Annotated in this window: 22 protein-coding genes; 13 read left to right on the forward strand and 9 right to left on the reverse strand. The window is 31.0% G+C overall.

The window, feature by feature from the left end:
- Positions 1-46: 46 nt before the first annotated feature.
- Entirely contained in the window at positions 47-490 is a 444-nt protein-coding gene (locus tag AC3ATN_RS01440; RefSeq protein ID WP_487531430.1) for a nucleoside deaminase, read from the forward strand.
- A gap of 44 nt (positions 491-534) precedes the next feature.
- Here AC3ATN_RS01440 and AC3ATN_RS01445 read toward each other — a convergent pair whose 3' ends face one another.
- The 7 genes from AC3ATN_RS01445 to AC3ATN_RS01475 all read right to left on the reverse strand — a co-directional run bounded on the left by AC3ATN_RS01445 (position 535) and on the right by AC3ATN_RS01475 (position 9,423).
- Positions 535-726 (reverse strand): cold-shock protein, encoded by a 192-nt coding sequence (locus AC3ATN_RS01445; RefSeq protein WP_487531431.1) that lies wholly within the window; start codon positions 724-726, stop codon positions 535-537.
- Positions 727-791: 65 nt separating this feature from the next.
- The gene (locus tag AC3ATN_RS01450; protein WP_487531432.1) at positions 792-1,058 is read right to left on the reverse strand and encodes a hypothetical protein; all 267 of its coding nucleotides are present in this window, start codon (positions 1,056-1,058) and stop codon (positions 792-794) included.
- Positions 1,055-2,806 carry an aspartate--tRNA ligase gene (gene aspS, locus AC3ATN_RS01455; protein WP_487531433.1) on the reverse strand — a complete coding sequence of 584 codons (1,752 nt, stop codon included), beginning with the start codon at positions 2,804-2,806 and terminating at the stop codon, positions 1,055-1,057. The genes AC3ATN_RS01450 and aspS overlap by 4 nt, the downstream gene beginning before the upstream one ends.
- Positions 2,807-2,839: 33 nt before the next feature.
- Entirely contained in the window at positions 2,840-6,292 is a 3,453-nt protein-coding gene (locus tag AC3ATN_RS01460) for an efflux RND transporter permease subunit (protein ID WP_487531434.1), read from the reverse strand.
- 13 nt (positions 6,293-6,305) lie between these two features.
- Positions 6,306-7,481, reverse strand: coding sequence for an efflux RND transporter periplasmic adaptor subunit (locus AC3ATN_RS01465; RefSeq protein WP_487531435.1), 1,176 nt, complete (start codon positions 7,479-7,481; stop codon positions 6,306-6,308).
- Positions 7,482-7,483: 2 nt separating this feature from the next.
- Positions 7,484-8,821, reverse strand: coding sequence for a TolC family protein (locus AC3ATN_RS01470; RefSeq protein WP_487531436.1), 1,338 nt, complete (start codon positions 8,819-8,821; stop codon positions 7,484-7,486).
- On the reverse strand, positions 8,818-9,423 hold the full coding sequence (locus AC3ATN_RS01475; RefSeq protein WP_487531437.1) for a TetR/AcrR family transcriptional regulator: 606 nt from the start codon (positions 9,421-9,423) through the stop codon (positions 8,818-8,820). The genes AC3ATN_RS01470 and AC3ATN_RS01475 overlap by 4 nt, the downstream gene beginning before the upstream one ends.
- A 104-nt stretch (positions 9,424-9,527) precedes the next feature.
- On the opposite strand from AC3ATN_RS01475, the gene AC3ATN_RS01480 reads away from it, so the two are divergent.
- Entirely contained in the window at positions 9,528-10,502 is a 975-nt protein-coding gene (locus AC3ATN_RS01480) for a polyprenyl synthetase family protein (protein ID WP_487531438.1), read from the forward strand.
- On the opposite strand, the gene AC3ATN_RS01485 is transcribed toward AC3ATN_RS01480, so the two are convergent.
- Positions 10,499-11,638 carry a lycopene cyclase family protein gene (locus tag AC3ATN_RS01485; RefSeq protein WP_487531440.1) on the reverse strand — a complete coding sequence of 380 codons (1,140 nt, stop codon included), beginning with the start codon at positions 11,636-11,638 and terminating at the stop codon, positions 10,499-10,501. The two genes, AC3ATN_RS01480 and AC3ATN_RS01485, sit on opposite strands and share 4 nt — an antisense overlap.
- Positions 11,639-11,755: 117 nt before the next feature.
- Here AC3ATN_RS01485 and AC3ATN_RS01490 point away from each other — a divergent pair, with 117 nt between their 5' ends.
- On the forward strand, positions 11,756-12,571 hold the full coding sequence (locus AC3ATN_RS01490) for a ZIP family metal transporter (RefSeq protein ID WP_487531441.1): 816 nt from the start codon (positions 11,756-11,758) through the stop codon (positions 12,569-12,571).
- 8 nt (positions 12,572-12,579) lie between these two features.
- Here the strand turns inward: AC3ATN_RS01490 and thiL are convergent, their stop codons facing one another.
- Positions 12,580-13,620: a thiamine-phosphate kinase gene (gene thiL, locus AC3ATN_RS01495; protein WP_487531442.1), complete on the reverse strand. Its 1,041-nt coding sequence runs from the start codon at positions 13,618-13,620 to the stop codon at positions 12,580-12,582.
- A gap of 72 nt (positions 13,621-13,692) precedes the next feature.
- Here thiL and AC3ATN_RS01500 point away from each other — a divergent pair, with 72 nt between their 5' ends.
- From AC3ATN_RS01500 to AC3ATN_RS01545, 10 genes are all read left to right on the forward strand, one after another.
- On the forward strand, positions 13,693-14,955 hold the full coding sequence (locus AC3ATN_RS01500) for a choice-of-anchor B family protein (RefSeq protein WP_487531443.1): 1,263 nt from the start codon (positions 13,693-13,695) through the stop codon (positions 14,953-14,955).
- Positions 14,956-16,281, forward strand: coding sequence for a hypothetical protein (locus AC3ATN_RS01505; protein WP_487531444.1), 1,326 nt, complete (start codon positions 14,956-14,958; stop codon positions 16,279-16,281).
- Positions 16,282-16,375: 94 nt separating this feature from the next.
- The gene (locus tag AC3ATN_RS01510; RefSeq protein WP_487531445.1) at positions 16,376-16,705 is read left to right on the forward strand and encodes a HesB/IscA family protein; all 330 of its coding nucleotides are present in this window, start codon (positions 16,376-16,378) and stop codon (positions 16,703-16,705) included.
- A 13-nt stretch (positions 16,706-16,718) separates the two neighbouring features.
- Positions 16,719-18,164: a Fe-S cluster assembly protein SufB gene (gene sufB, locus AC3ATN_RS01515; protein WP_487531446.1), complete on the forward strand. Its 1,446-nt coding sequence runs from the start codon at positions 16,719-16,721 to the stop codon at positions 18,162-18,164.
- Between the two features lie 13 nt (positions 18,165-18,177).
- The gene (gene sufC, locus AC3ATN_RS01520) at positions 18,178-18,927 is read left to right on the forward strand and encodes a Fe-S cluster assembly ATPase SufC (RefSeq protein WP_487531447.1); all 750 of its coding nucleotides are present in this window, start codon (positions 18,178-18,180) and stop codon (positions 18,925-18,927) included.
- A complete protein-coding gene (gene sufD, locus AC3ATN_RS01525; protein ID WP_487531448.1) occupies positions 18,927-20,243 on the forward strand; it encodes a Fe-S cluster assembly protein SufD in 1,317 nt (438 codons plus the stop codon). The genes sufC and sufD overlap by 1 nt, the downstream gene beginning before the upstream one ends.
- Positions 20,243-21,457 carry an aminotransferase class V-fold PLP-dependent enzyme gene (locus AC3ATN_RS01530; protein WP_487531449.1) on the forward strand — a complete coding sequence of 405 codons (1,215 nt, stop codon included), beginning with the start codon at positions 20,243-20,245 and terminating at the stop codon, positions 21,455-21,457. Before sufD ends, AC3ATN_RS01530 begins: the two co-directional genes overlap by 1 nt.
- A 15-nt stretch (positions 21,458-21,472) precedes the next feature.
- Positions 21,473-21,898 (forward strand): SufE family protein, encoded by a 426-nt coding sequence (locus AC3ATN_RS01535; protein WP_487531450.1) that lies wholly within the window; start codon positions 21,473-21,475, stop codon positions 21,896-21,898.
- 1 nt (position 21,899) lies between these two features.
- Positions 21,900-22,223 (forward strand): iron-sulfur cluster assembly protein, encoded by a 324-nt coding sequence (locus AC3ATN_RS01540; protein ID WP_487531451.1) that lies wholly within the window; start codon positions 21,900-21,902, stop codon positions 22,221-22,223.
- Positions 22,224-22,227: 4 nt separating this feature from the next.
- Positions 22,228-22,737, forward strand: a complete 510-nt coding sequence (locus AC3ATN_RS01545) for a DUF2480 family protein (RefSeq protein ID WP_487531452.1) — start codon at positions 22,228-22,230, stop codon at positions 22,735-22,737.
- The last annotated feature ends 8 nt before the right edge of the window (positions 22,738-22,745 follow it).

Genomic DNA, 22,745 nt, shown 5'->3' on the forward strand with positions numbered 1-22,745 from the left:
ATATAATATTTCGTTTCAGTAACCCATACATTTTTAAATTTCTATAATGATTAACTTATTTGATGACAAATTTTTTATGGCGGAAGCTCTCAAGGAGGCCAAAAAAGCAGATGAAATTGGTGAAGTTCCTGTTGGAGCTGTTGTGGTAATTAAAAATAAAATAATTGCCAGATCTCATAACCTAACCCAATGTTTAAATGATATTACAGCTCATGCTGAAATGCAAGCAATTACATCAGCTTCAAATTATCTAAACGGTAAATACTTAAAAGGATGTTCAATTTACATAACTCTTGAGCCTTGTGTAATGTGTGCAGGTGCATTATTTTGGAGTCAAATTGATCGAGTTATATATAGTGCCAGTGATATTGAGAGGGGTTTTTCGAGAATGGAGAATTTGTTACATCCAAAAACTAAAATTCAAAGAGGGGACTTTGTTAAAGAGTCTGAAGAGTTATTGAAAAATTTTTTCAAAAATAAAAGGAAATAAAAAAACTTCCAGTAGGGAGGTTTTGTGTTCTTTATTATGAAGAATTATAATTTGGTAAGGTTGGAAGCTTGCTTTCCTTTATTACCATCTTCCTCTACATATTCAACTTTGTCACCCTCTTGGAGTGAAAGTCCATTTAGGGCTGTTATGTGAACAAAAACATCAGCACCAGACTCATCATTTGTAATAAACCCATATCCTTTGGATTCATTGAAAAATTTAACTGTACCAGTCATATTATTTTTATAAAAATTTCGACAAAGTTACACGAACTTTCTTTTCTGAAAACTTTTATATTGATTTATTTTAAAAATTTATTGGATTTTTTCTTTTCATTCATTTTTTTTATCCTGTCGAAATTTTCTTTTGTAAGCATATAATTACGGATATCTTTGTCTTTCCAACGATGATAAAGAAATACTGGTAAAAAAATCATAACAGAAAAAAGAACAGTAATTCCTAATATTTTTTCTCCAAAAATCTCATTTTCCTCAATACTTTTAATGTAATATCCTGTAATTAAGAATAAAAGAATTAATACAAATAAAACACGAAGTATAATTTTCATTCAGATTTTATATCTAATCTTAATTCATCAAGTTGTGACTTGTCAATTTTAGAAGGTGAATCAATCATAATATCTCTACCTGAGTTGTTTTTTGGAAAAGCAATGAAATCTCGAATAGTCTCCTTTCCTCCTAAAATTGAAACAAGTCTGTCTAGCCCAAATGCAATCCCACCGTGAGGAGGAGCTCCAAATTTAAAAGCACCAATTAAAAATCCAAATTGTGATTCAGCTTCAGTATCAGAAAAACCTAAAAGATTAAATATTTGTTTTTGAAGTTTTGAATCATGAATTCGTATTGATCCTCCTCCAATTTCATTTCCGTTTAGAACAAGATCGTATGCATTTGCTTTTACTTTTTCAGGGTAGGTTTCGAGCAATTTTATGTCTTGTATTTTTGGAGAGGTAAAAGGATGATGCATGGCATGATAACGATTTGATTCTTCATCCCACTCTAATAGAGGAAAATCAGTCACCCAAAGAGGAGCAAAAATATTAGGTTTTCTAAGATTTCTACTTTCAGCAACAGCAAGTCTTAATTCTCCTAGTTGTTTTAAAGTTTTTTTAGTTTCTCCAGAAAGAATGAAAATCAAATCACCAGAATTAGCTTTGGTTATTTTAGCCCATTCTAAAAGATCACTTTCAGAATAAAATTTGTCAACTGAAGATTTAAAAGATTTGTCTTCGTTGTATTTTACCCAGACCATCCCTTTTGCTCCAATCTGAGGTTTTTTCACCCAGCCTACCCAGTTATCAATCTCCTTTCTGCTTAGAGAAGCTCCATTTTTTATTGAAAACCCTACAATTATTTGTTCATTATCAAAAACACTAAATCCTTTGCCTTTAGCTTTATCAGTAATGTCTCCGAATTTCATTTCAAATCGAATATCTGGCTTATCGCTTCCGTAACTTTTAATTGCGTCATCAAAAGTAATTCTTGGAAAGGAATCGACTTTGTAATTATTTATCTTCATAATTAAATGAGAAATCAAACTTTCAAATTGACTTAAAATATCTTCTTGGTCTACAAAACTCATTTCACAATCTATTTGAGTGAATTCTGGTTGTCTGTCAGCTCGAAGATCTTCATCTCTAAAACATTTTACTATTTGAAAATATCTATCAATTCCCCCAACCATTAAAAGTTGCTTGAAGGTTTGTGGAGACTGGGGTAATGCATAAAACTCACCTGAATTCATCCTTGATGGAACAATAAAATCTCTAGCTCCTTCGGGAGTAGATTTTATCAAATAAGGAGTTTCAATATCAATAAAACCCTCATTACTCAAATAATTCCTCACCTCCATTGTAACTTTATGTCTAAAAATTAAATTATCTCTAACTTTATTTCTTCTAATGTCAAGGTATCTATACTGCATTCTAATTTCTTCGCCACCATCTGTTTTATCTTCTATTGTAAATGGTGGAGTTTCGGATGCATTTAAAATAGTTAACTGATTAACCAGTAGTTCAATATTTCCAGTATGAAGTTCAGCATTTTTTGATTCTCTCTCAATTACTTTTCCAGTGACTTGAATTACGAATTCCCTGGAAAGTTTCTTTGCACTTTCAAAGACTTTGTTTGTTGATCTTTTTTCGTCAAAAACTAGTTGAGTAATTCCATAACGATCTCTTAAATCTATCCATACAATAAAACCTTTATCTCTAATTTTTTGAACCCATCCAGACAGGGTAACAGTTTTATCTATATCAGTCAAATTTAATTGTCCGCAGGTGTGTGATCTAAGCATATCTATAAAATATAGTATAAAGGTATTAAGTTATTACTTTTTAATCCCTCTCCAATTGTTAATAGTTAATTTAACTTGATATACAATGTAAAAACAACTGGGTACAATAAATAGAGTTAAAAATGTAGCAAAGGTAAGACCAAATATAACTGTCCAAGCAAGTGGCCCCCAGAAAATAACGTTATCTCCTCCAATAAATATTTTTGGATCCCATTCGGTTATTAAGGAAAAGAAATCAATATTTAGTCCTGTAGCTAAAGGTATTAAACCTAAAATTGTTGTTATTGCTGTAAGAAGAACTGGACGAAGTCTAGCAGCACCTCCATAAACAATTGCTTCACGCGCATCTAATTTTGGAAGTAAATTTTTAAAACTAATACCTAAATCTTCTTTTTTCCTGGCAATTAATAGTTGAGTGTAATCAATTAAAACCACTCCATTATTAACAACAATTCCAGACAAGGCTATTATCCCCATCATAGTCATCATAATTACAAACGGCATATTAAATAAACTTATACCATATAGAACTCCTGTAAAGCTTAAGAAAATTGACAACAGAATAATGAGGGGGTTTGATATAGAATTAAATTGAAGAACTAATAAAAACAGTATCATTCCCAAGGCTGCTGCAAGGGCTGATAATAAAAAACGCATATTTTTATCCTGCTCTTCAATTTCTCCAGTAAATTTTAACTCAATATTAGATTTGATTTTATCAAAGTTTGAAACACTTTCTTTAACGTTAGCCACAACTGCATTTCCATTATAACCTGCTAATATTGGAGAATATAGTGTTACAACTCTTTTCAGGTCTCGATGTTTAATCGCATTAAAAGAAACAGAATTTTTATATTTCACAAGAGTACTGAGAGGAATTTTCTTAATCTTTCCACTAGCCTGATCTCTAAAAACAATATACTGGTCTAACAATTGATCAATAAAACTTCTATCCTTTTTGTTAAATCTTACATTTATATCATAATCTTCTCCCTCATTTTTATACACACCAGCCTTTTCTCCAAAAACGGAACCTCTAAGTTGCTGTCCAATTTGACCTGCAGTAACTCCAAGTGATCCTGCTTTTTCTCTATCTATTTCAATTATCATACCGGGTTTACTTTTGTTGACGTCAATTTTCAAACCCTCAACTCCAGGTATGTTTTCAGATACCAAATAACTTTTTAAGCCTTCTGCGGTTTGAATTAGTTCATCATAATTTTCACCAAAAATCTCAATATTTACAGGATATCCTGCAGGAGGGCCTTTTGAGTCTTTTTCAACAGAAACAGAAACTCCAGCATATTTATCTTTTAACTTTTTCTGTAACTCCTTCCTGAGAGTTTCACTCGATAGTCCACGTCTATATTTGAATTGTGAAGTAGTTATGGTAATTTTAGATTTATGTGGCATATCTTGGTCACCTCCATTATCAACTTCAGGATTTTGTGATCCTAAGCCAACAAACGTGACATTAGAGTCTATCATAAAATTATCTCCATTATCAATGTATTTAGCATTATTCAAAACCTTAAGTACATCACCTTCAATTAATTTTGAAACGGAGTTTGTCTTATTTATTGAAGTTCCAACTGGATATTCAATATAAATGAAAATTTGTTGAGGTTGATTTTCTGGAAAAAACTCAACTTTTGGAGCAGATAATCCCAAAATAACAAATGAAGAAAAAAGTAAAGCAATAGTCCCAGTTAACAATAAAAAAGGAGTTTTACCAGACAATGAAAATCGTAAAACTTTGGTATAGATTTTCTCTAAACTCACAAGACTGACAGTTCTAAAATATAGAGCCCATTTTTTTATAAAAAGTTTGTATGCCCATAAAAAAACATTTAGTAATAATAATAAAGTTCCAAGACCCCTGAATTTTCCTGGAAAAAAGATTAAGATAGCCCCCATCCCAGATAAGAAAAAAGTTACTCTTCGAAGTTTTTTTTTGCTAATTATTTTGTCTTTAGTACTCATGAACTTTGAAACAAGCATCGAATTAAAAAAAATGGCAACAATCAAAGAAGATCCCAAGACAATTGAGAGAGTGAATGGGAAATAGATCATAAATTTACCTATTGTTCCAGGCCAAAAACCTAAAGGAATAAATGCAGCAACTGTTGTTGCGGTTGAAACTATTATTGGTGTTGCGATTTCTCCAATTCCTTTTTTGGCAGCCTCTATTTTTGACATCCCTTCTTTCTCCATCAGACGATAAGCGTTTTCAACAACAACAATTCCGTTGTCAACTAACATTCCCATACCCATAATTAAACCAAAAAGAACCATTGTGTTTATTGTACTTCCTAAAAAGTTTAATATCATAAAAGACATAAGCATTGACATTGGGATAGCAAATCCAACAAAAAGCGAATTCCTAAACCCTAAAAAGAACATTAAAACAGTAACGACCAGAATTACACCAAAAATTATATTATTTACTAAATCACTCACTATATTTTTTGTTGTATTGGACTGATCATTTGAAATCTCAATATTAATTGAACTTGGAAAATTTGCAGATTTGACATCTTTAATTGTTGTACGAATTTTTTCAACAGTCTTAATTAAATTTTTTCCACTTCGTTTCTTAACATCCAATACAAGTGCTGTATTTCCATTTGATCTTGCATAAGAATTTTTTTCTTTTTCTTTAAAATTAATTGTAGAAAAATCTTTTAAATACACTACCCCGTTTTGAGTTTTTATAACAAAATTGTTTAAATCTTTTGGAGAATTTATTTCTCCCAAAACTCTTACATTTCTCCTTGTACCGTCACCTTCAATACTACCTGCGGAAACGGTATTATTCTCTCTTTGAATAGTATTTATAACATCTTTAAAAGAAACTGACAATGAAGTCATTTTTAGAAGGTCAATAGCAACTTCAATTTCAAAATCCTGAACACCTCTTAATGCAACTTCTTTAACTTCAGACATTTGCTCAATTTTATCTTGAAGTAGTTCCGCATAAAACTTCATTTCTCTTATTGGAATATCTCCTGTCAATCCAATATTTAGAATTGGTATTTCTTCAGAAATAGTTAAAGCAAAAACATTTGGTTCGACTTTCGCATTATTAAAAGTTGGCCAATCCGATCCAGATGTTATTAAATCAACTTTATCTTTAACCTGAATTTTAGCATTTACATTAGAGATTCCTTCATCAAATTCAACAGTTATTAATGAAACATTTTCTCTTGATGTTGATACAATATCGACAAGATTTTTAACACCCTTTAGCTCTTCTTCAAGAGGATCTGTAATTAGTCTTTCTATGTCTTCAGCAGTATTTCCAGGAAAAACAGAACTTACAAAGATTTGATTTTCTTTTATTTCTGGATAATTTTCTCTAGCCATTGAAAAGTAAGCTGAGACACCTAAGAATAAAAAAACGCCGATGATTACATAAATTACTGTACTCCTATCAATTGCCCAAGAGGATGGCTTAAACTCTTTTAATTCTGATGATTTTTTCATTTGGGAAATATCTTTAGAAGTTTATTGATTTTACTATTTGCCCATCTTTAACTTGTCGAATTCCATCTTCAATAATAAGGTCACCACTTTTAAGTCCCTCTAAAATTTCTATTTTATTTTCTGATGTTTTACCTAATCGAACAAAAGTCTTGACTGCTGTGTACATATTTTGTTCAAGATCTAGTGGATATAACTTTAAAACATAAAATTCATTTTTACTATTTTCAATAATATTTTTTTCAGACACTAAAATTGCTTTGGGGTTTTCATAATCATTGATAAAGATCTTTGCAGTCATATTGGGTTTAAAATCATTATTTTTATTTTTAAGTATAATTTCAATCTTGAAATTTCTATTACTCGGATTTATAACATTTCCAACTGAAGATATTTTGGTTAAAACTGTAGAAGAAATTACCGGAATAAAAACTATAACTTCAGAATTTATTTTTACATTTCCAATATGAGTTTCTGGAATTTCAGCTTTTACCTTAATTTCTTCAAGATTTATAATTCTTAAAACAGGAGTTATTCCGGGATTAACATTACTCCCTAAATCAGAAATTAATTCATCAATTACTCCATCAAAAGGAGCAACTATTTTTGATTTTAGGATTTGATTTTTTATTTGATCTATACTTTTCTTTAAAATTAAATAATTAGTTTCTGATTGTAAAAATTGTATTTCAGACCCTATTTTTTGTTCCCATAATCTAGACTGTCTTTCGTAAGTTGTTTTAGCTAATTTTAACTTTAATTTCATTTGTTCCAGCTGGGCAACTATCCCCTCGTTTTCGAGCTCTACCAGAACACTACCTTTAAAAACTTTTTGCCCTTCTTTAACATTTATGAATTTAATAATTCCTGGAATTTCTGGATAAAGCTTTAAATTTTTGTCTGAATTCAATCCACCTTGAACTTCAATATAATGTTTAAAAGGTTTATTTTCAACCAAGTAATTTGTTACAATTGGAATTTTTTTATTTTCATCTAAATTAATGATTGCCTCATTTAATTTTTTTAATTCCTTTTGAAGAATATTAATTTCTCTACTAATTTCAGTCTTTTCATCTTGAACCAACCTTAGATTATTAGAATTGATAATAGATGTAATATCTTTTTTTTCAATATCGTTACAACTAAATAACATAAGGGTTAAAGAAAAAATGTATATGTTTGATTTCATCATTTTTATTTATTTGTAATATTTAAGAGTGTTTCAAATTCAATTTTTTTGGAAGCTAAGTTCTTTAATGCATTTAAATATTTATTTTGTGCAGCATAAAGCTGCGTTTGAGCTTGTCTGAGATCAAAACTACTTACGATCCCTTGGGAAAACTTTATTTTATTTTTTCTTTCTATACTTTCCGCAAGTTTCATATTACTTTTTGTTGTATAAAAATCATCAAGTCCTAGCTCGTAATTTGCTTTTGCATTTTTCAATGTGACCTTTATCTGTTTTTCTAGTGTTTCAAGTTTAGTTTTGGATTGTTCATAGGATATTTTTGCCATTTGAGAGCTTGCCGACCTTCCAAACGAACTGAATATAGGCACCTTAAGATTCACCCCAAACAAAGCAGATCCAAACCATTTTTGATTTTGTTTATTGAATAAAAAAGAATTGTTGTTTCCAGTATAAGCGCCACTTAAAAAGGTGGATAGTGTTGGGAGAGACTTTGTTTGTTCTAACTTATATTCAAGTCTTTTATATTCAACATTGGTGTTTGCTATTTTTACATCAATATTTGAATTTAAATCCCATGACTCTATTAATGGAATTTCAATGGCCAGGGAATCTATAATGGATTCTATAGAACTTGTAAGAGTAAGTTCATCTTCAATATTATATCCCAAAGATATTTTAAGTATATCTTTTGATAATAAATTAAATTGATAAGCAAATTTTCTTTTTGATTTTAACTCCGATAATGTAATTTTTAATTGTTCGACACTCTGTTGTTCTGAAAAACCATTTTCAAAAATTTTTTTCGCCTCATTAAGAGCATCCTCTAAATTTCTTATGTTTTTATCGAGTATAGTAATGTTTTCAATTGAAAGCAAGGTGTTTAGATATGCGTTATAAACTGATTTCTTTACCTCAATATTTGTTTTTTTTAGTGCATTATCAGAAACTTCTAAATAAGTTTTAGTTGCCTTTACTCCTAAAAGATATGAACCGTCAAAAATTATCTGGGTAATCCTGGCAGACCCAACTAGGCTCTGTTCAGTTCCAAAGCTAACCTCTGCAAAGTCTCCTTCTTTACCTCCGAAAAATTGAGCAGGAATTAATGAAACTGGCATTTCTAAAAAATTGGTATAGTCAAAGTTTGCTTTTACTTGAGGTAGTCCGATTGCGATTGTTTTCCATTTTTCTTTGTAAGCCTTATCAATATCACGCTTTGCATTAATAATCTCTGGATTGTTTTCAAGTGCAAAAATTGTTGCTTCAGAAAGGCTAAGCTCTTTGGGGGAACTTTGTGCATTTAAATTAAGTAGTAAAAAAAACAAAAAACCTACAAATGTTTTCATGATTCCGATTTATTATAAATTCTATTTAAAAGTGTTATACCTTTTTTTGTTGAGATAGCTCTTAGATGGTATTCTATAAAATCCTCAATAACTTTTTCCAATTTAAATTCATCCAAGGGAAAGAGCTTAATATCACGAACACCTCTCATTCCGTTAATATATATTCTTGTGATAAAGTCTGTGTTTATTTCTTTTCTGAAATATCCTAATTTAATACCATTTAGGAGGCTCTTTTGGAAAATGTCTCTAACAAGGTCAAGCTCCCTATCTTTTAGATTTTCATATATTTCAGGATAAAATTTTTGAAGTTGAAATTGAGGAGAAGTTTCAGTACTTCCCATAATTTTCATTGCTTCTTTTTTAATTTGAAAAAGTGAAATTATTGGATTTTTTTCATTTTTTCTTATTTCTTTAAATGTCGCAATAATTTTCCCCTGAATTGATTCAGAACAAGCAATTATAAGCTTATTTTTATTTTCAAAAAATTGGTATATAGTTTTTTTTGAAATGCTCATAGATTGAGCAAGATCGTCCATTGTGACACTCTTGAACCCAATTGACAAGAATAATTCGGAAGCTTTATGTATTATTTTTTCTTTCACAAGTTGCAAATATACAAAAGGAAACTATAAAAACTATAAAAGTTTCCATTGTTTATTTTGAGAGATCTTTAGATTATTTATTTACATTTATAAAAAATTTTTTCATGCCCATTATTGAGGAATATCATCAAATATTTTTAGGATACTTAAAGAAAAACTTACCAAAAAAGTCTCCAGAAAATCTTTATAAACCATCTAGATATATCCTTGAATTAGGGGGTAAGAGAATTCGTCCTATTTTAACACTAATTTCTACCGAAGTTTTTGGTGGACATGTCAAAAATGCATTACCAGCTGCTCTTGCAATAGAAGTTTTTCATAATTTCTCGTTAGTTCATGATGACATAATGGATGAAGCTCCGTTGAGGCGAGGAAAAGATACTGTTCATAAGAAATGGGATATAAATACAGCTATTCTTTCTGGTGATATGATGTTAATATGGTCCTATGAGCTTCTTCAAGAATATCCGTCAGAAATAAGTCATTCATTAACTAAAATATTTTCTCAAATAGCAAGAAAGGTTTGTGAGGGGCAACAATTAGATATGGATTTTCCGACTCAAAAAAATATATCTATTGAAGATTATATGGGAATGATTGAAAATAAAACAGCAGTTTTAATTGGATGTGCACTTGCTGTTGGGGCTATAATATCGAAAGTAAAAAATAAACAGGTAGATGAAATTTTTAATATTGGAGTAGAATTAGGAATAGCTTTTCAATTGCAAGATGATTATTTGGATGTTTTTGCAGATGTCAATAAATTTGGAAAACAATTAGGTGGTGATATAATCGAAAATAAAAAAACCTTTCTTCACTTATACGTTATGGCAAATTCATCTAATGAAGTTAAAAATGAATTTAACAAATGGATTACTATTAATCCAGACAATCCGACTGAAAAAATAATTGCAGTCACTTCAATTTATAAGTCTAGTGGGGCCGAAAAAGCCATCATAGATAAGATCAAATACTTATCACAATCCGTTCTACTTAAAATTGATAAATTAGAATTGAATAGAAGTAAAAAAAATTTATTACTTGGTTTTGTAAATAAATTAGTGGACAGAGATTTTTAAAAAACTCTTTTAATCAAAGCCTGAATAAACCACTTTTTTTTAAAAGTTAGCATTAATTTTAATTCTTCAAAAAACGTAGTCTTATTATCCAAAAACTTAAAAATGATTTTTGGATCATTATTTTCAAACATTATTTTGAATATCGAACTTCCCAAACTATTATACTTATTAAGAACATCTAAAAAAAGCAAATCATAAAACCAAAACCGGTTGGTTTTCTCAAATTCATTTAATGGTCTGTCTTTTTTAAGAAACGAGACTAGTTCTTTGGCTTTAGAAACTGTGTTTAAAAAAGTGTAACCTGTACTTGCCTTGGTCCATCCTCCTGCAGTTCCAATATAAAGTAGAGTTTTAGAATTATTTGATTTAAAGTTATAAGAAGTCATAGGAATATTTCCTTGTTCAGTCTCAAGTACCTTATAAGTGCCAGAATTATGATTTTCAAGATATGTTTTGATTGACTCAGTATACTCTTGTTTTTCTAACAGATTTTCTGAAAAAAGAGTATACTCAACAAGAGCCTTCGTTTTTGAAAATGGTAATACATAAATAAATCTAGTTGAGTTTTTCTGTGGAATATCAAAGTCCATAAATGTAACAACATTTGGATTAAATATTTCATTTTTAGTTTCAACTAATTGACCAATAAAATGTTGTTTTAAAAATGGATATTTATTTTGATTTGAAATTAGGTTAAAATCTAAAATACTTGAAAATATTTTATCACCATAAAAGTTTTCTTCATTTGTAAATACAGTATTTGTATTTTTATCAATCTTAATAATTTCTGCATTTAAATATGTTAAATTATCATATTTTGATTTTAAATCTTTGAAATTATTGTAAAAATCAATTCCTCTAATGAGTTTATACTTGTAAGGTTCGATTTTAAATTTTTTTTTAAAACGATTAGCCTTAAAAAGAGCATAATCCCATTTTTTACTTACCATATTATCTAATTCACCTTCATCTTTTTCCCAAAAACACCAGGATCTATCGTTTACAGACTTAGAGTCTCGTTCTATTAATAAAATTTTTTTATCTGAAAAAAATGGATCTGAAACCAGGTTATTTGCTAATAGCATCCCGGATGCACCACCACCACAAATTATATAATTGAATTTTTTTATTTTCATAAGGAATTATCTCAAAAGTATATAATTAAAATTAATACCCTTATTTATTTATTTATTTTTTTAATAAATGTTTTGTAGTATAAAACTTTATGATAGTTTTGTGTCATATCTTTATATATGGACTATATAATTTCATTTTTTGAATCAATCAATCCTGTTTTAGGAGCGCTTTATGCTACTGTTTTTACATGGGGATTAACCGCATTTGGAGCTTCTTTTGTTTTCTTTTTTAAAACAATGAATAGAGCTGTATTAGATGGAATGCTTGGTTTCACAGGAGGAGTTATGGTCGCGGCAAGCTTTTGGAGTCTTTTATCTCCTGCTATTGAAATGACTCCAGGATCTGGATTTGAAAAGGTCATTCCTGCTGCGATAGGTTTTGGTTTGGGTGCAATTTTTTTATTTTCCCTCGATAAGATACTTCCTCATATTCATATTAATTTTAAAGAAACCGAAGGGATTAAAACACCTTGGAGAAGAACCACTTTAATGGTTTTGGCAATTACTCTTCATAATATTCCTGAAGGATTGGCGGTTGGTGTATTGTTTGGTGGGGTAGCGTCTGGTATTCCAGAAGCTTCCATAGCTGGTGCTGTAACTTTGGCAATAGGGATAGGTATTCAAAATTTTCCCGAAGGAATCGCGGTTGCAATGCCTCTAAGAAGGCAAGGAGTCAGCCGATTTAAAAGTTTTTGGTATGGACAGTTATCAGCTATTGTTGAACCAATTGCTGCAGTTATTGGAGCAATTGCAGTGACTTTTTTCACCCCTATCCTTCCTTACGCATTAGCGTTTGCAGCAGGAGCTATGATTTTTGTAGTGGTGGAAGAAGTGATTCCAGAGACTCAGCAAGATAATAATACTGACATTGCTACCCTTGGTTTTATAGGTGGGTTTATAGTCATGATGATTCTAGATGTATCGCTTGGTTAATTTTATTTTTAAATTGGATTCCAACCTTGGGCTGTTAATTCTATTTGCTGGTTTAAACCATTTATTAGTTTTCCACCGGTTTCATTATCGGTAAAGTGACCAATTATAGTTAAATAAGGATGGTTTTTAATTTTATCATAATTAGATTGTGGGATAGCCATTAACAGTTCATAATCTTCTCCACCATTAAGCGCAGCAGTAGTTGGATTGATTCTAAACTCTTCACATATTTTAATTACTTCAGGATCTATGGGGATTTTTTCTTCATATAGGTGGCATCCTAATCCAGAAGATTTACACAAATGAAGGGTTTCTGAAGAAAGACCATCACTGATATCTATCATAGCATTCGGTGTAATTTTCAAATCATTTAAAAGTTCAATAATATCTTTTCTAGCTTCAGGCTTCAGCTGTCTACCTATACTGTATGTGTAGGAGTCTAGGTCGGGCTGAACCTTGGGGTTAACTTTAAAAACAGCCTTTTCACGCTCTAAAACTTGGAGTCCAGCATAAGCCCCCCCTAGATCACCAGAAACCACTAATAAGTCATTATTTTTAGCCCCACCTCTCTTGGAAATATTTTTTGGCTTGACCTGTCCAATTGCTGTTATTGAAATTACCATCCCTTTAGTTGAGCTGGTTGTATCTCCTCCAACCAAGTCTACTTTGTATTTAGAGCACGCTGCCCTAATTCCGTCGTAAAACTCTTCTAAAGCTTCAACTGTAAAGCGATTTGAAATAGCTAAAGAAACTGTTATTTGACTTGGTTTCGCATTCATTGAATAAATATCAGAAAGATTAACGACTACAGCTTTATATCCAAGATGCTTTAAAGGAACATATGACAAGTCAAAATGAATACCTTCAATAAGCAGGTCGGTACTTATTGCGCTCAAATTACTTTTAAAATCAATTATGCAGGCGTCATCACCAATGCCGATTTTTGAAGAAGGGTTGACGATAGAAAATCTTTTTGTTAAATGATTTATTAACTCAAATTCTCCTAGATTTTCTATGGGTGTTATTTTTGTATTTTTATTTTCTAGCATTCGGTAAAAGTACATAAATAGGTCTATGCTTTCAAATAGGATTTTTTAGATATGAATTCATTAAATTGCGATATGAAAAAAAAGTTCCTGTTATTCATTTTTTTAGCAACATTTATTTCTTGTAACAAATATGAATATGAGATAATAAAGGAATCAATTATTAATCCAGATGATGGTGACGAATCACTAATATCAGCTGACGTCGCAAGTAATAAAATTACATTATGTGAAAATGGATTTGCTAATGGATACCCTTGCAGTGGCATGAATCTTTTTAGTCAGGTTACATTAACCGAATTTAAAAGTGACTTTGCTAATGATAATTGGGGTTGGACTGATCGTGAAACAAGAAAGGAATATGTTATTCAGGGGCTAAATGACGGAACTGCTTTTGTTGACATAAGTGATCCACTTAATCCTATTTATCTTGCTAAGATATCTGTATCTACTCCAAGTACTTGGAGGGATATCAAAGTTTTTAAAAATCATGCTTTTATTGTTTCTGAAGCAAATGATCATGGACTCCAAATATTTGACTTAAAAAGGTTAAGAGATATCAGCACATTTCAAAATTTGATCCCAGATAAAAGATTGAATTCTTTTGGAAGTGCTCATAATATTGCGATTAACGAAAATACGGGTTTTGCTTATATTATTGGAAGCCAGAGATATTCTGGTGGTCCGTTATTTATTGACATAAATGACCCAAAAAACCCTGAAGAGGTTGGTGGATATAGAAATATGGGATATTCTCATGATGCACAAGTTGTAATATACCATGGTCCAGATGAAAGATATGTTGGTAAAGAAATATATATTGGGAGCAATAGTGATGGGGGGTCAAATAATAAAGTTGTTATTGTTGATGTAACAGATAAAAGTAATCCAGAATTAATAACTACTAAATCCTACGGAGGCTCAGGTTATGCTCATCAGAGCTGGTTATCAATGGATCATAAATATTTATTTTTTGGAGACGAATTAGATGAATATTATTATGGCGGAAATACAAAAACATATGTTTTTGATATGACTCGTTTAACGGATCCAGAGCTATCATTTACATACAATGGAACAACGACAGCGATCGATCATAACGGGTATGTTGTTGGAGGCTTATATTATTTGTCAAATTATACTGCTGGACTTCGAGTAATGGATATTTCACAAATTCAAAACAACAGTATGGATGAGGTCATGTATTTTGATACTTATCCCGAAAGTGATTTAGGAAGTTTTAATGGTGTTTGGAATATTTACCCTTTTTTTCAAAGTGGAATCATTGCTATAAGCGACAGTAATAGCGGTCTTTTTCTTGTAAAAGCATCTGATTAAATGAGAAAAAAATTAATAGTTGTATTTCTTTTAATTTTTTCATGTTCGCCTGATTTTTCGGAAATAGGTCTGTACGATTTAATATTTATTGAAAATAATTTAAAGGTTACTCAAATTATTGGTGGCAGCGATGAAGATGTTGTTAAAAAAGTTGTTTCAACACAGGATGGAGGTTTTGTTATCGTTGGCCAAACCAAGAGTAAGGATGGTCATTTTAAAAACAAAAATAGAGAAGGAAATGATATTTTTTTAACCAAATTTGATTATGATGGTAAAATAGTTTGGACCAACACTTACGGGGGGTCGGATGATGATATTGGAAACGATGTAATCGAGTCTTATGATGGAAGTTTCTATATAATTGGCTATAGTAAAAGTGATGATGGTGATGCTAGCATCAACATGGGTCAACATGATAATTGGCTTTTAAAAACAGATTCTTTTGGAAAACTACTTTGGGAAAAAAGTTATGGTTTTGCTGGACATGATCATGCATATAATATTATTAAAACAAGCGATGGCGGATTATTTTTCAATGGATTCCTCGACGTTACAGCCTCTGAAGGTCAGGGTAGCACACTCAGGCACGGGGTTGGAGAGTTTTGGTGTCATAAAGTAAACATGAATGGAGATTTGGTTTGGAGAAGATACTTTGGAGGATCAAACAATGATAGATCATACGATTCAATCGAAACAGAGGATGGAGGCTTTATTTTAGTTGGCACATCGGAAAGTCAAGATGTTGAGATTTCAAATTCATTTGGCAGTTATGATGTGTGGATAATAAAACTTTCCTCAAATGGAGAACTGATGTGGGAAAAATCGTATGGAGGATCTGCAATTGACGAGGGGGTAATTATAATTAAAAATCAAGATAATAATTACACGATTTTAGGAAACACAAATAGTCCAAAAATCAAAGAACTTAAAACCAAAGGATTAAATGATTTTATGTTTATTAACATTGATTCTTCGGGAAATATATTGAGTAAAATGAGGTATGGTAGTCCTCAATTTGATTATGCAAAAGACGTAGTACAAACTTTAGATGGAAGTTATTTTGTAATAGGTTATTCAAGAAACCCATTGAATACTGAAGGAGTAAGTCTTCCAAATAATGCTGTTTTTTTAACTCAAATTCAGCCAAGCGGTATTGTACAAAACTCCTGGAAAATTATGGGTGATGGTGAGGACCTGGGTAGTTCAATTTCTCAGCTTAAAAACGGCTCGTTAGTTTTGGTTGGGACTACGGAAAGTGATAATGGAGATTTTAGTGTAAAAAAGTCAATTGATACTGATGTTTTTGTTGCTATTTTGAATGAATAAATATTAGTTTTTTTATTATCAATATTTTCAGATCAAAACCTTTATAAACTAAGTATTGCTTATATTTGTGGTCAATTGATCAATTTTTGAAAAGATGATTAAAGTTTCCGCTTCGGCAAAAAATAAAGTTAGAACTTTAATGAGGGAAGAAGGTTTTGATCCCAACGAAGCTTATGTTAGGGTTGGAGTAAAAAGTGGTGGCTGTTCAGGATTGTCATATGATCTTAACTTTGACAACGAAGCCAACATTAAAGATAAGCTTTATGAAGATAATGATGTTAAAATTATAGTTGACAAAAAAAGTCTTCTTTATTTAATCGGAACGACATTGGAGTATTCTGGGGGACTTAACGGAAAAGGGTTTGTGTTTAATAATCCAAATGCACAAAGAACTTGTGGATGTGGAGAGAGTTTTTCTCTTTAAAAAAAAATATTTTATGGCTTACACTGAAGATGAATTAAAAAAAGAGCTTGAGACAAAGGAATACGAATATGGCTTCTATACTGATATAGAGTCAGAAACTTTTCCTATTGGACTCAACGAAAAAGTTGTTTGTGCAATTTCAAAAAAGAAAAACGAACCCCAGTGGATGACTGACTGGAGAATTGATGCATATAGAGCTTGGCTGAACATGGACGAACCTGATTGGGCAAATGTAAACTATAATAAGCCAGATTTTCAAGCAATATCATATTATTCAGCTCCTAAAGAAAAGACTCAATACAAAAGTCTTGATGAAGTTGATCCAGAGTTATTAGAAACTTTTAATAAACTAGGGATTTCTATTGACGAGCAAAAAAAGCTTTCTGGAGTAGCTATGGATATTGTTGTTGATTCAGTTTCAGTAGCAACAACATTCAGAGATACTTTAGCGAAAAAAGGAATTATTTTTTGTCCAATTTCTGAGGCAATAAAAAACCACCCGAAATTAGTTAAAAAATATATTGGAACTATAATCCCACCAAAAGATAATTATTACGCAGCATTAAATTCAGCAGTTTTCTCGGATGGGTCGTTTTGCTATATACCAAAAGGCATTAAATGTCCGATGGAATTATCTACATATTTTAGAATAAATCAAGGAGGAACAGGTCAGTTTGAGAGAACACTGGTTATTGCTGATGAAGGAAGTTTTGTAAGTTATCTGGAAGGCTGCACTGCTCCTTCAAGAGATGAAAATCAATTACATGCTGCGGTTGTTGAATTAATAGCTCATGATGATGCTGAAATTAAATATTCAACTGTCCAAAACTGGTTTCCTGGAAATAAAGAAGGCAAAGGAGGAGTTTACAATTTTGTAACTAAAAGAGGTATTTGCCACAAAAATTCAAAAATTTCATGGACCCAAGTCGAAACTGGTTCTGCAGTAACTTGGAAATATCCTTCGTGTATTTTAAAAGGAGATAATTCAATAGGGGAATTTTATTCTATTGCTGTAACAAATAATTATCAACAAGCAGATACAGGAACAAAGATGATTCACATCGGTAAAAACACAAGAAGTACAATAATCTCAAAAGGAATTTCAGCAGGAAAATCACAAAATAGCTACAGGGGTTTAGTTCAAGTAAATTCTAGAGCTGACAATGCAAGAAATTTTTCACAATGTGATTCTTTATTAATGGGGAATGAATGTGGAGCTCATACTTTTCCTTATATAGAGGCTAGAAATAATTCTGCACAAATAGAACACGAAGCAACAACCAGTAAAATAGGTGAAGACCAAATATTTTATTGTAATCAAAGAGGTATTGATACTGAAAAAGCAATAGCTCTTATTGTTAATGGGTTCAGTAAAGAAGTTTTAAATAAACTACCAATGGAGTTCGCAGTTGAAGCTCAAAAACTATTAGAAATCTCCCTCGAAGGATCGGTGGGATAAATACTACATTAATATGCTAACTATAGAAAATCTACATGCTTCCGTTGATGGTAAGTCCATACTTAAAGGTATTGACTTGGATGTTAAGGCGGGAGAAATTCATGCAATAATGGGTCCAAACGGGTCAGGAAAAAGTACTTTATCATCAGTTATTGCTGGAAATGAGACCTATCAAATAACAAAAGGTAATATTCTTTTAAATGGTGAAGACATAAACGAACTAGATGCTGAGGAGAGAGCTCATAAAGGAGTTTTTATGTCTTTTCAGTACCCTGTTGAGATACCAGGAGTTAGTGTTACAAATTTTATTAAAACAGCAATCAATTCGTCAAGAAAAGCTCGGGGTTTAGAAGATATGCCGGCAAGTGAAATGTTAAAAAAAATAAGACAAAAAGCTGCACTTCTAGAAATTGATACTAAGTTCCTTTCTCGTTCTTTAAATGAAGGTTTCTCTGGAGGAGAAAAAAAACGAAATGAAATTTTTCAAATGGCAATGTTAGAACCAAAATTATCAATACTTGATGAAACTGATTCTGGACTGGATATAGATGCTCTTAAAATTGTATCCAATGGGGTTAATAAATTAAGAAATAAAAATAATGCGGTAATTATCATCACTCATTATCAAAGACTCTTAAATTACATTGCTCCTGATTTTGTTCATGTTTTACATGATGGAAAAATTGTTAAATCAGGAACAAAAGACTTGGCTCATGAATTGGAAGCTAAGGGGTATGATTGGATTAAAAAAGAATCAGTTTAATGGAGTTAAAAGAAAAATTACTAGACTCTCACCTTGCTTTTGAAGAAGATTCAGAAGTCAATGAAACCATTCAGAATTTTAGAACCAAAGCTTTGAGAGTTTTTGAAAAAAAAGGATTTCCAACTAAAAAAGTAGAAGCATGGAAATATACTTCTTTAGCTCCCATAGTAAATAAAGATTATGCTTTGTTTCCTAAAACGGATTCAGGGGTCGAGCTTAAAGATGTTAAGCCTTTTTTTCTATATGATATAGATACTTATAAAGTTATTTTTATTGATGGCGTTTATAGTCCTTTTCTTTCAGAAACGACTCATGACGGATTGGATGTATGTCTTTTGTCAGCTGCACTTAGTAAACAAAAATACAAATCAATCATCGATAGGTATTTTAATAAAATTGCGATTAAAGACGAAAGTTTAACTGCCCTAAATACAGCATTTGCTAGGGAAGGTGCTTATGTATATATTCCAAAAAGTAAAGTTTCGGAAAAACCAATTGAGATTATTCATTTTTCCACTGGCAAACAAAAAGCTTTATGGCTTCAACCTAGAAATCTTATTGTAGTTGAAGAAAACGCTCAAGTTCAAATAATTGAAAGGCATCAAAGTTTGAGTACTCATGATGTAGTAACTAATTCTGTTACTGAAATATATGCTCATAAAGACTCTTTTGTTGATTATTATAAAATTCAAAACGACTTGGACTCAGCAAGTTTAATTGATAATACTTACATAGCCCAAGAAAAAAATAGTCACGCTAGTGTTCACACATTTTCTTTTGGGGGAAAACTAATTAGAAATAATTTAAATTATTTCCATAGGAGCCAAAATATAATGTCAACTTTAAAAGGATTAACAATATTAAAAGGAAAACAACACGTTGACCATAACACTTTGGTTAATCACTCAAAACCAAATTGTGAGAGTCATCAGGACTACAAGGGAATTTATTCGGAACAATCTAAAGGAGTTTTTAACGGAAAGATATTTGTAGATAAAATAGCCCAAAAAACGAATGCTTTTCAACAAAGTAATAATATACTTATTGATGATAAAGCTACAATAAATTCAAAACCACAACTTGAAATTTTTGCTGATGATGTTAAATGTTCCCATGGATGCACAATTGGTCAACTTGATGAAGACACTCTTTTTTATTTGAGGTCTAGAGGTATACCTAGGAAAGAAGCAAAAGCGTTATTAACATATGCATTTGCAAATAATATTTTGCAAAGCGTTAAGATTAATGTTTTGAAAAAAGAAATAAATGGGCAAATTGCAGAAAAGTTAGGAGTTAATTTAGGTTTTGACTTATAATGATAGATGTAAAAAAAATACGTAGCGATTTTCCGATTCTGAAAAGACAGATTAATGGAAAACAATTGGTATATTTTGATAATGCTGCAACATCTCAAACCCCTCAGATTGTCATAGATGAAATTTCAAACTATTATTCAAATTATAATTCTAATATACATAGGGGAGTACATAAATTAAGTCAAGAAGCAACAGATGCCTACGAAAATTCTAGAAAAATAATTCAACTTCACTTTAATGCTAAGCAGCCTCATGAAATCATATTTACTTCTGGCGCAACTCACAGTATAAATTTAGTTGCATCAGGATATTCAGAAATCCTAAAAAAAGGAGATGAAATTATTTTATCAGCAATGGAACATCATTCAAATATTGTTCCCTGGCAGATGATCTGTGAAAAAACTGGTGCAATATTAAAAGTTGCGCCAATGGATAAAAACGGGGTTTTGATTTTGGAGAAATTTAAAGCATTATGTAACGAAAAAACACGACTTGTTGTTATTTCCCATGTATCAAATGCCTTAGGAACTATTAATCCGATTAAATCAATTTTATCAATAGCTCATTCTTTTAATGCCGAAGTTTTAATTGATGGAGCACAAGCTGCTCCTCATATTAAGATTGATGTCCAAAAATTAGATATTGATTATTATGTAGTTTCAGGACACAAATTAATGGGGCCAACGGGAGTTGGAGTGCTTTATGGAAAAGAAAAACTTTTAAAGATGCTACCTCCATATCAAGGCGGTGGAGAAATGATTGATGAAGTTACTTTTGAAAAAACCACTTATGCCGATCTACCTCATAAATTTGAAGCAGGGACTCCCAATATATCAGGAGGCATAGCTTTGGGTACTGCGATCAATTATCTTCATAAAATAGGTTATGATTTTATTTCAAAATATGAAAAAGAATTACTCGATTATGCAACCTCTGAACTTCTTAAGATAAAAGATTTAAAAATATATGGAGAGTCTGATGAAAAAACAGCAGTAGTTTCTTTTAATATAAAATCAATTCATCCTTATGACCTTGGCACTATATTAGATAAATTAGGAATTGCGGTAAGAACAGGACACCACTGCGCTCAACCAATTATGGATTTTTTTCAAATCCCAGGAACTATTAGAGCTTCCTTTTCATTTTATAATACCAAAGATGAGATTGATATTATGATTGATGCAATAAAACGTGCAAAAAGTATGTTAGTTTAATTAGTAAATTTAATTATGAAATCAATAAGCCAAATACAACAAGAAATAATTGATGAATTTGAATTATTTGATGATTGGATGCAACGCTATGAATATATGATTGAACTCGGAAAATTATTACCAATTATTGATCAAAAAAATAAAACGGATAATAATGTTATTAAAGGTTGTCAGAGTAAGGTTTGGGTTTATGCGGAGTTAAAACAAGATAAAATTATTTACACAGCTGATAGTGATGCCATTATTACTAAAGGAATCATAGCTTTGCTTTTAAGGGTTTTTTCTAAACAACATCCTTCAGATATTCTTGCTGCTGACACTAGCTTTGTGGATAAAATAGGTTTAAAAGAACATCTTTCTCCAACCAGAGCAAATGGACTCTTGTCCATGATTAAACAGTTAAAAATGTATGCGATCGTATATCAAACACAATTGAATTAATATGGATACACAAATTAATGTTAACGAATTGGGGGAAAAAATTGTTGGTGTAATAAAAACAATTTTTGACCCTGAAATCCCAGTTGATATCTATGAATTGGGGTTGATATATGATGTGTTTGTTAATGAAGATTTAGAGGTTAAAATCCTAATGACCTTGACAACACCAAACTGTCCTGTTGCTGAAACTCTTCCCGTTGAAGTAGAAGAAAAAGTGATGTCAATTGATGAAGTTAAAAGTGCCTCTGTTGAAATCACTTTTGACCCTCCCTGGTCTAAAGATTTAATGAGCGATGAGGCAAAACTTGAATTAGGACTACTTTAAATTTATGGAAGAGTCTATTATCAACCGAGTAGCAAAAAGTCCTTTAATCACTATCAATCTTGAGGAAATTCGTTTAGAAGGAATTAGATATTTTTTTGACATGAAAGACGTTTTGGATGAAGGGAATATTCTTCGAGAGAATAAAATAAGAGATTATATAAAAAATCATAATTGGTCTCAGTATTCCAATCAATTTGTTGCAGTTGGTTGCAGTTCAGAAGCTATACTTCCATCTTGGGCTAAACTTCTTATTGCAACATCGTTACAACCCTATGCGAAAAAAATTGTCATAGGTGATTTAAAACAATTAGAAACAGTCCTTTTTGAATCAGTTATAAAAGATTTAGATGTAGAAAAATATACGGGTATGCCAGTTATAATTAAAGGATGTAGTGATACGTTAATCCCTGAATCTGCCTACGGGTTTTTAATTAATAAACTTCAAGGAATTGCCAAAAAGATATCATATGGAGAAGCTTGTTCATCTGTGCCTATTTGGAAGTCAGATAAATAAATTTCTTA

Source organism: Candidatus Marivariicella sp. (genome assembly GCF_983056325.1).